This window comes from Neisseria sp. HMSC074B07 (assembly GCF_001810355.1).
Taxonomy (GTDB): Bacteria; Pseudomonadota; Gammaproteobacteria; order Burkholderiales; family Neisseriaceae; genus Neisseria.
The window spans coordinates 25,105-34,660 of record NZ_KV800944.1; the positions used below are offsets into that span (position 1 = coordinate 25,105).

The 9,556-nt window shown below is 51.6% G+C and carries 10 protein-coding genes; 6 read left to right on the top strand and 4 right to left on the bottom strand.

The window, feature by feature from the left end; genetic code table 11:
* Positions 1–31: 31 nt before the first annotated feature.
* The 3 genes from HMPREF2726_RS07260 to HMPREF2726_RS07270 form a co-directional block, all read right to left on the bottom strand.
* Positions 32–1,264, bottom strand: coding sequence for a multidrug effflux MFS transporter (locus tag HMPREF2726_RS07260; RefSeq protein WP_070602823.1), 1,233 nt, complete (start codon positions 1,262–1,264; stop codon positions 32–34).
* A gap of 189 nt (positions 1,265–1,453) precedes the next feature.
* Entirely contained in the window at positions 1,454–2,284 is an 831-nt protein-coding gene (locus tag HMPREF2726_RS07265) for a basic amino acid ABC transporter substrate-binding protein (protein WP_045072373.1), read from the bottom strand.
* A gap of 73 nt (positions 2,285–2,357) precedes the next feature.
* Positions 2,358–2,609 (bottom strand): NGO1151 family protein, encoded by a 252-nt coding sequence (locus HMPREF2726_RS07270; RefSeq protein WP_070602826.1) that lies wholly within the window; start codon positions 2,607–2,609, stop codon positions 2,358–2,360.
* Between the two features lie 102 nt (positions 2,610–2,711).
* Here HMPREF2726_RS07270 and HMPREF2726_RS07275 point away from each other — a divergent pair, with 102 nt between their 5' ends.
* The 6 genes from HMPREF2726_RS07275 (at position 2,712) to HMPREF2726_RS07300 (ending at position 7,583) form a co-directional block, all read left to right on the top strand.
* A complete protein-coding gene (locus tag HMPREF2726_RS07275) occupies positions 2,712–3,524 on the top strand; it encodes a hypothetical protein (protein WP_070602828.1) in 813 nt (270 codons plus the stop codon).
* Positions 3,525–3,632: 108 nt separating this feature from the next.
* A complete protein-coding gene (locus HMPREF2726_RS07280) occupies positions 3,633–4,223 on the top strand; it encodes a DUF3465 domain-containing protein (RefSeq protein WP_070602830.1) in 591 nt (196 codons plus the stop codon).
* A 171-nt stretch (positions 4,224–4,394) separates the two neighbouring features.
* Entirely contained in the window at positions 4,395–5,564 is a 1,170-nt protein-coding gene (metZ, locus tag HMPREF2726_RS07285) for an O-succinylhomoserine sulfhydrylase (RefSeq protein ID WP_049230517.1), read from the top strand.
* A gap of 271 nt (positions 5,565–5,835) precedes the next feature.
* Positions 5,836–6,039 (top strand): DUF2788 domain-containing protein, encoded by a 204-nt coding sequence (locus tag HMPREF2726_RS07290; protein WP_003768561.1) that lies wholly within the window; start codon positions 5,836–5,838, stop codon positions 6,037–6,039.
* A gap of 110 nt (positions 6,040–6,149) precedes the next feature.
* Positions 6,150–6,950 carry an Imm47 family immunity protein gene (gene imm47 / locus HMPREF2726_RS07295; RefSeq protein WP_070602832.1) on the top strand — a complete coding sequence of 267 codons (801 nt, stop codon included), beginning with the start codon at positions 6,150–6,152 and terminating at the stop codon, positions 6,948–6,950.
* A gap of 228 nt (positions 6,951–7,178) precedes the next feature.
* A complete protein-coding gene (locus HMPREF2726_RS07300; protein WP_070602834.1) occupies positions 7,179–7,583 on the top strand; it encodes a hypothetical protein in 405 nt (134 codons plus the stop codon).
* A gap of 86 nt (positions 7,584–7,669) precedes the next feature.
* Here HMPREF2726_RS07300 and pgi read toward each other — a convergent pair whose 3' ends face one another.
* A complete protein-coding gene (gene pgi / locus HMPREF2726_RS07305; protein WP_070602836.1) occupies positions 7,670–9,313 on the bottom strand; it encodes a glucose-6-phosphate isomerase in 1,644 nt (547 codons plus the stop codon).
* Positions 9,314–9,556: the final 243 nt, after the last annotated feature.

Consider the following 9,556-nt stretch of genomic DNA (forward strand, 5'->3'; position numbering starts at 1 on the left):
GCCGTACTGGTTTAAAGTTAATCCACTATATTCACACATATTCGCTTTTATCGTTTTCCTTCCAAGCCTGATGCGAGCAGAGCCAAAGCAACACAATCCCGCATACCGTCGAAGCCAGCATCATGCCCGCCATCACCAACGCAGAACCATTGTGCAGCCGCGTTGCCAACAGCCCTACGCTTGCGCCGATGATGGATTGGAACGCGCCCAATACCCCATTTGCGCTGGCGCTTTCCTGCTTGAAATAAGCCATAAAGCAAGCCTGCGTGTTTGCGCCGACCAAGCCTTGCGTGCCTACCGAAAACATTACGCATGGCACCAAAGCCCACATCGGCGGCAGCCCCATCGATACGACCAACAGCACCATCGTCAGGTTCGCCACAAACTGCACGATAATGCCCCATTTCAAAATACTTTGCGGGTGCGCCCCCGTTTTCAGCCGCCATGCCGTGATGCGGTTGAACGAAGCCATCGTAAGGACGTTCAGCGCAAAGGCCCAAGAATATTGGTGCGGCGTCACATGGTACAGTTTTTGGTAAACAAAAGACGATTCCGTCAAAAATGCAAACATCGACGCAAAGCTGAATGCCTGAAAAAACAGATAGCCCATCGCCGCCCGCGTTTTCAGCACTCTGGCAAACCTGCCCGCCACCAGTCCGAAAATGTCCATCCTGATTTTACCCGTCTGCTTCGGACGCGGGAGGAAAGTAAACACCAAGATAAACAAAACAAACGAATACGCCGCCAAAAAGCCGAAAATAAAACGCCAGCCGCCCAAATCCTGCAACATCGAGCCGAACATAGGCGCAATCAGCGGTACGACCATCAGGATAATGCCGATTAAGGCAAACATCTGCGCCGCCTGCCTGCCCGAATAATAATCGCGCACCATCGCTCCGACGATGACCACCGTCATCCCCGCCCCAAACGCCTGTACCGCGCGCAGGTTCAACAGCCCGTCCACCGACTGCACCATCGTCAGCGCGACAACGGCCGCAAAATAAATGCTCAAACCGAACAAAGCCACCGGTCTGCGCCCCTTGATGTCCGAAACCGCGCCGCCGGCAATCTGCCCGAACGCCACGCCGAACATAAACAAAACCAAACTCTGCTCAATGCGGTGGATATCCGTGCTCAACGACTGCGCCATTTCCGGAATGGCGGGAAGGTAGGCATCGACCGAAAACGGCATCAGGGCAACCAACATCGCCATCAAAACCGCCATTTGCTTTTCGCCCAGCGGGGCGGGTGTGGATTGGGACATAAGGGACTTTCTGTGTGTTTGAGTTTCTGCGGCGGCTTGGTTCGGAAAGACTTGGCTATCGGATAACGAGGGTAGGGCCAAGCCGCCCAATACTGCCTTCGGAACGGGATCCACTATAAAAGGTCGTCTGAAACCCGCGATACAGGCTTTCAGACGACCTTTCTTATTGCTTAAGAACGTTGAAACAGATTATTTGGCTGCTTCAGGTTGGCTGGCGGCTGCCGCTTTATCGCCTTCTTTGGCGAAGTATTTGGCGTGGATTTTGTCGTATTCGCCGCTGTCGCGTACTTTTTTCAGCGCTTCGTTCAGCATTTTGACGGTCGCTTCGTCGCCTTTGCGTGCGGCAATGCCGTAGTTTTCGATCGTGAAATCAGGCAGGGTGATGAAGTCCATGCTTTTGGTCGGGTTGTTTTTCACATAGTTGGCGATGACCGCGCTGTCGCTGACTACGGCATCCACGCCGCCGTTTTCCAGCTCTTTGATGACCAAAGGAACGCTCTCGAAGCGGGCGATTTTAGGATTGTCGTTGCCCAAGAGTTTGGAAACGGAGAAGTCGCCGGTTTGTCCGGTAACGACGCCGACTTTCGCCATGTTTTTGAGGTCGTCTGAAGAGGCGACTTTTTTACCTTTGGGAACGAGGACGACTTGGGTGATTTCAAAATAAGGGTCGGTGAAATCCATGGACTGCTTGCGCTCGTCGGTAATGGTTACGCCGGAGATGACGATATCCGTATCGCCGTTTTTGAGCGCGGGGAAGAGGCTGTCCCAAGGCTGGTGTTTGAATTCGACTTTGAATCCGCCGGCTTTTGCCATCGCGTTCATCAAATCGACGTCGAAACCTTCAACGTTGCCGGCGGAATCCAATGATTCGAAAGGGGCGAATTCGGCGTTGGCGGCGACGCGGTACACTTTGTCGGCTTTAGGGGCTGACGAGGAAGCGTCTTTGCTTTGGCCGCCGCAGGCGGAGAGTGCCAGCGCGGAGCAGGCGAGGGCGGCTGCAATCCATTTTTTCATGTTCATGGGGAGGTTCCTTCTTTACGGATATTAATAAATAAACGGATAGTTTAACACGGTTTGGTAAAATCGCTACGCGTCAGTGGTCTTTTTCGCGGAAAAAAGCGTAGGTTACGTCATGGAAGAGGTCGGTATGCGGGCTGTCTTCGTAATTCAATTCGGCGAGCGCGTCTTCAAAGGCAAGCTGGATGGACTCGACGGCTTCGTTTGCCATCTCGGACGGCAGCGAACGGATCAGGCCTTTGAGGGCGGTGGCGAGGACGTGGTTCTGCATACGCAAAACGTCGTTGGCTTCTTCCAAATATTCGAGGCGTTGTTCGATGCTGCTCATGATGTGTTCCTGGGAATCTGTTAAAATACCGCATTATAGCAAATCACGGCATTCGCTATGCGCGTGAAATGAAATGACACAACGGAAGAACGAAAGCTAAAAATGGATACGAATCGTCCCGATACGCCACAACAAACGGATGAAAGCCTGGATTGGGAAAGCCGCTTGGAAAAGCTGCGGCAAACCCGCCAATTGAACGCACCTTACACACACGCGCCTTTGGTGCGCGAATCTCAAGAGCCTGCCTTCGAGCAGAAGCCCAAAGCCAAGTCGGTCAAGCTCGACGATGCCAACCGCGATGCCGTGTTGACAGAATATCTGCGCAAATGGCAGGAGGAACACAACGCCATGCTGGAGGAAGAAGCCGCTGAAACGGCGGAGACCGATGCGATGGTGATTTTGCAGGAAAACTGGCTGAACGCGCAGTCTTCGCTGCAAATGAGCGCGTCCGACAGGCAAATCGAGTCCACGCGCACGGTTTGGCTGAACCCGAAACGTAAAACGGTCGAATTTGACGCGTCCGCAAAAGCAGAGACAACGTCGTCTGAAAACGAAAATCCGCAGGCGCAAGAGCAGGTTTCAGACGACCCCAAAGAAGAAACGCCGCCGATTACCGTCCATATCAACGTGTTGAACCCGCAGGTTATCAACCGCAGGGAAGTGTTCTGCATTTCCGAGCAAGACCTGAGCGAGCGTTTAATCAAACGCCTGCGCCCGCACGTTGCCGATGCCGTCAACGGCATGATACGCACCGCCGTGCAGAAACAAATGGCGTTGTTTACCTACCAGCTCCAACAAACCCTCAGCGAACAGGCGCCCGATTTGGTAGAACAGCTTTTGGATTACAACGTGAAAAAAATCCTGAACGACATCAAATACGAAATGAAATACAGTCAGGGAAACAAAAAAGCGTGATAACGAAGCCGCCGCTTCAGGTATCGGACTGAAAATGCTGATTTTTCCGCCGGTTTTGTATATAATGGCGGCTCACGTTATCGTGATTTAACTCCTTTCAAATAATTTATGCCCGATGAACCGTCGGGCATTTTTTTGGGCGTGGATTTTATGAACAAAAACAAATGGATTTGGATACTGATTGTTGCCGCCGTGGTAGTCGGTTATCAAAAAATGCAGCAGGGGCGGCAAGGTCAGGCGGCGGATGCCGTACCAACCCAAACGCAGCCCCAAACCCAGGCGGAAAAACGCCAATCCGAACAGTCTGAATCCAAAAAGTCGCAATCCAAGCAGCCGAAGTCCGACCGCCAAGCAGGGCAGGGCAGCGTGGAACAAATATTGCAGCAAGCCTTTGAAAACCAACAGAGTGATATTCAGGTGAAAGGCGCAGGTACGGTTCTCAAAACGCTGCCCGACGACAACCAAGGCACGCGCCATCAGCGTTTTATCTTGAAACTGTCCAGCGGGCAAACGCTTTTAGTGGCACACAACATCGACCTCGCCGACAAAATCAAAGGCTTGAAAAAAGGCGATAAAGTCGGCTTCTACGGCGAATACGAATGGTCGGAGCAGGGCGGCGTCCTCCATTGGACGCACCACGACCCCGCAGGCCGCCATACCGACGGCTGGCTGGAGCACAACGGACGGGTTTATCAATAAAAGCTTGGAACGGTTGCAAAAGGTCGTCTGAAAAACGTTTTCAGACGACCTTTTGCTATTTGCCGTCAAACTTGAAAGACGGCGCAAATAAGCGCAAAATGTTAACAAGTTAACCTATGGCTTCCTCCTTTACGACACCAAACAAACCTACTGAACAAGATTGGAAAACAAATGAGTAAAAAACTCCACCCGCAGACGCTCGCCATACGCGGCGGCAAAGAGCAAACCGAATACCGCGAACACAATCAGGCATTGTTCCTCACCAGCAGCTTCATGTGGGATAACGCCCAACACGCCGCCGATTTGTTTTCCAAAAAAATCAAAGGGTTCACTTATACCCGCACTGCCAATCCGACCACAGCCGCTTTTGAAAAACGCATCGCCGCCTTAGAAGGCGCGGAACGCGCGGTCGCCACTTCGACCGGTATGTCCGCGATTCAGGCGGCGTTTTTCACCTTCCTGCAGGCGGGCGACCATGTGATTTCCAGCCGCAGCCTGTTCGGCACGACCGTCGGCTTTATCAATAACATCGTCACCAAATTCGGCATCGAAGTGAGCCATGTGTCGCCGACAGATGTGGACGAATGGAAAGCCGCCGTCAAAGCCAACACCAAACTGCTGTTTTTGGAAACACCTTCCAACCCCTTGGGCGAAGTGGCCGACTTGGAAGCCTTGGCAGAATTGGCGCACAGCATCGGCGCGCTTTTGGTGGTGGACAACAGCCTGCTGTCGCCCGTCGGCTCGCAGCCTTTGAAACACGGCGCGGATATTTCCGTTTCCTCCGCAACCAAAGCCATCGACGGACACGGGCGCGTGATGGGCGGCGTGTTGGCGGGTTCGGAAGAATTGATGACGCAGGTCGCCGTTTACTGCAACTCTTGCGGGCTGGCAATGTCGCCGTTTAACGCATGGCAGTTGTTGAGCGGCGTGGAAACCCTGTCGCTGCGTATGGAAAAACAGTTCGACAACGCCCTGAAAATCGCCCAATGGCTGCAAGCGCAGCCGCAGGTTCAAGCCGTTTACTACACCGGATTGCCCGACCATCCGCAGGCGGAGCTTATCCGCAAACAGCAAAACGGCGGCGGCATTGTCATCGGCTTTGAAGTCGCGGACACTGACGCCGCGTGGAAAATCGTGGACGGCGTCGAACTCTTCTCCCGTACCGCCAACCTCGGCGACGTGCGCTCGACCATTACCCACCCGTGGACAACCACACACGGCAGGATGCAGCCCGAAGAAAAACTCGCCGCCAATATCCGCCCCGGACTGGTGCGCCTGTCCGTCGGTTTGGAATACGTCGATGATTTGATTGACGATTTGAAACAGGCGTTGGCACGTTAAGGCAAACGCCCGACGGACGGTATTTGCTGAACCATTACATTTCAGACGACCTCTTGGCGTTTTAAAGGTCGTCTGAAAACATTAAAATATAGTGGATTAACTTTAAATCAGGACAAGGCGGACGAAGCCGCACAGTACAGACAGTACAGAACCGATTCACTTTGGTGCTTCAGCACCTTAGAGGAATCGTTCTCTTTGAACTAAGGCGAGGTAACGCCGTCGGTTTAAAGTTAAGCCACTATATACACAACATCAAATAAGGAAATCAATTATGAGTGAAGCAGAATTTTCTGACTGGGCGATGAAAATCTGCCTGACCGGACTGGTTATTTTCTTGGGCTTTATCGTCTGGAACTTGGGCAAGGAATCCAAGGCGGGCAAATTCGGCATCGCGATTTTGTTCCTGGTATTGGGCTTGGGCGTGTTCGGCTTTATTTTCAAAGAAGTGCTGATTAAATTCATCGCCCTGCCTTGAGGCGGCAAACTAAGAAGAATAAGGGAAAGGTCGTCTGAAAACCCCGAATACGGGCTTTTTCAGACGACCTTTGCATTTTGAAAGTAAAGTTTAAGATAGGAGCTTGGTACATGATTGAAGTATTACTGCCCGGAATTTGGTATGGCAAAGTCAATCAGATGAGTTTGGATGAACTAAAGGGCAGCTTGCTTTCGGTTCAGGAAGAACGTGAACGCATATTGCTCATTGTCGAAATCATGAAAAAAGGAGATTTTTCCGTCAAAAACCTTTTAGTCGACCTGATGAACCAAACAAAAGATAAAACGGTATTAAATTTGTGTATTAGGCTGTTTTGTTCGGTGTGTACACACGATGATTTGCAAAACATTGGGAATTTGCGTTTTTTGGATTCCGCATCGTCATTTGGTGCCTTTACCTTCGTTGTCGGCGCAACGGCAACAATGTCATACCAAGTCACTCCATACCTTTTAGCGTTGTGGGGGCAATGGGATGGCTTTGACAGTAATTTAGAAATAGCGATAAAAGATGCGTTGGATATTTTCCTCAACTATCGTTCAACATTATCGGAAAACGCAACCTTGGATGAGGTAGGAAATTTATATCTGGATAAGATAAAAACGATAGATTCAGATTGTTATTACTATAAAGCCTCTCCCGCCTTTCCCGGTTTATTGACGCAAGAAATTATGACTGCTCTATATATTGCCGCACAAAAGAGGGAAAAATATAATCTCTATGTCCAATCTTCCCTTTTATCTATCTTTACGGGCGAAAAAATTCCAGTTGAGACTGATGCTGTCATCTCGAGAAATGAACTTGATTTGATGATTGGCTATATCGATCGGTTAGCCGAAAAAAACTGGATAGAGGGTATGAAGTATTTTTATGGACACCCCGTTGAAAATTTATAAAACGGAAGAAATATCGATATCCATAAATGTATGGCAGCTTCAATGGCAAACCGCCATGTTGTCGTTATTCCTTATTTGAATTCCTGCTATATTTATCAACTCTTTCAGACAACCTTTTGTCCTGAGAACTGTCTTTATTTGTTGGCGTTCAAAGCCCTGCCTTGAGGCGGTAACGGCAAGATAAGCGGAAAGGTCGTCTGAAAACGGATTTAAAGATCGGAGGTAGGCATGTTTTCGCTATTTGGTCTGTTGTTGTGTCTGTTATGGTGTGCAGTTGATATCGTTGCCGTCAATCGAGGATTCGGATTAAACACAAAACAAAGCATTATCGCTGGTATGAGCCTGTTTGCAGTTCAAATGATCGGGGCATTGTGCGTGGGTGTGGCGGTTGCTCTGATTGCCGAACCGATTGTCCGCCATTTTTTCGGGAACAGTGAGGCTGCCATTGGCATCAGTCTTTTGACGGGTTATGCGTCCGTACCGGTTTCTACTTATCTGGTGGGGTTGTGGTGGCTGAAACAATATCAGCTTCCGAGGATGGAAAAGCCTGATCGTTTGTTTGTCAAAACGGTTGCAGCCGCTCTGCCTTTGGTGCAGGTTATTTTGTTTGTTGTTTCGCTGTCTAACGGTTGATAAACGCTATACAGGGAATAAAAAAGGTCGTCTGAAAACCTTGAATCTGGGTTTTCAGACGACCTTTTGTCCTGATGGGGCTGTCTTTATTTGTTGGCGTTCAGATAAAGGTTGATCAGGCGGGTGGTGGAGCTGTCGTGTTTTTGTACGCCGGTTTCGCCAGTCAGCTCGGCGAGGATGGTTTTGGCGAGCTGTTTGCCGAGTTCGACACCCCATTGGTCGAAGCTGTTGATGCCCCAGATGATGCCTTGGACGAAGGTTTTGTGTTCGTACATGGCGATCAGGCTGCCCATGTTGCGGGGGTTGATTTTGTCCATGAGGATGAGGTTGGTCGGGCGGTTGCCTGAGAAGGTTTTGTGCGGAACCAGCTCTTCGATGCGCTCTGCTTCCATGCCTTGGGCTTTGAGTTCGGCGCGGACTTCGTCGGGGGTTTTGCCGCGCATGAAGGCTTCGGCTTGGGCGAAGACGTTGGCGAGCAGGATTTCGTGGTGACCGCGCAGGTTGCTGCGTTTCTCAAGCGAGGCGATGAGGTCGATCGGGGTGATGTGGGTACCTTGGTGCAGCAGTTGGAAGAAGGCGTGCTGACCGTTGATGCCGGTTTCGCCCCAAATAATCGGGGAGGTTTCGTAGCCGACTGCTTTGCCGTCGAGGGTAACTTGTTTGCCGTTGCTCTCCATGTCGAGCTGCTGGATGAATTTGGGCAGGCGGTGGAGGTGTTGGTCGTAGGGGGCGATGACGTGGCTGCCGCCGCCGTAGTAGTTGATGTACCAGATGCCGATGAGGGCGAGGATGACGGGCATGTTGCGCTCGAGCGGGGTGTTGATGAAGTGTTGGTCCATCAGGTGCGCGCCGTTGAGCATTTCGATGAAGTTTTCTTCGCCCAAATAGAGCATGATGGGCAGGCCGATGGCTGACCATAGGCTGTATCGTCCGCCGACCCAGTCCCAAAATTCGAACATGTTGGCGGTGTCGATGCCGAACTCGGCGACGGCTTTTTGGTTGGTGGATACGGCGACGAAGTGTTTGGCGACGGCGGCTTCGTCGCCGGCGTGGTCAAGGAACCATTTGCGCGCGGTCAGGGCGTTGGTGAGGGTTTCTTGGGTGGTGAAGGTTTTGGAGGCGATGATGAAGAGGGTGGTCTCGGGGTGGACTTTGGACAATACGTCGCGCAGTTGGGAGCCGTCCACGTTGGAGACGAAGTGCATGTTGAGGCGGGGGTGTCCGAAGGGTTTGAGCGCGGTACACATCATCAGCGGGCCGAGGTCGGAGCCGCCGATGCCGATGTTGACGATGTCGGTGATGACTTGGTTGGTATAGCCTAACCAGCTGCCGCTGCGGACTTCGTGTGCGAATTCGCCCATGCGTTGGAGGACGTGGTTGACTTTGGGCATGACGTCTTCGCCGTCAACGATGATGGGGGAGTTGGTGCGGTTGCGCAGGGCGACGTGGAGGACGGCGCGGTTTTCGGTGGTGTTGATTTTTTCGCCGCGGAACATCTGCTGCATGCGTTCGGGTACGCCGGCTTCACGGGCAAGCTCGAACAACAGTGCCATGGTTTCGTCGTTGATGCGGTTTTTGGAGTAATCCAGCGTCAGTCCGCCGACTTGCAGCCAGTAGCGTTCGGCACGCTGCGGGTCTTGATCGAACATTTCGCGCATGTGTTGTTCTTTGGTTTCGTCAAAATGTATCCATAATTTTGACCAAGCCGGTAAGTCGTGAAGGTGTTTCATCGGATGCTCCTGAGGTTGGACGGTTTTGTGGGAAAACGGCCGCGAGGTCGTCTGAAACGGGAACGGGTGGGTTTCCGTTTTTAGGGGTGGGTGTGAATGCGGGGTCTGCCGTTATTTGGGTTGGGTGTCAATATTGAAGAAAAACGGCGGCACTGATTTTTTGGTCGGTATTTTCAGACGACCTTGGGATATGTCGGGTCGTCTGAAAATGTATAGTGGCTTAACTTTAAACCAGTACGGCGT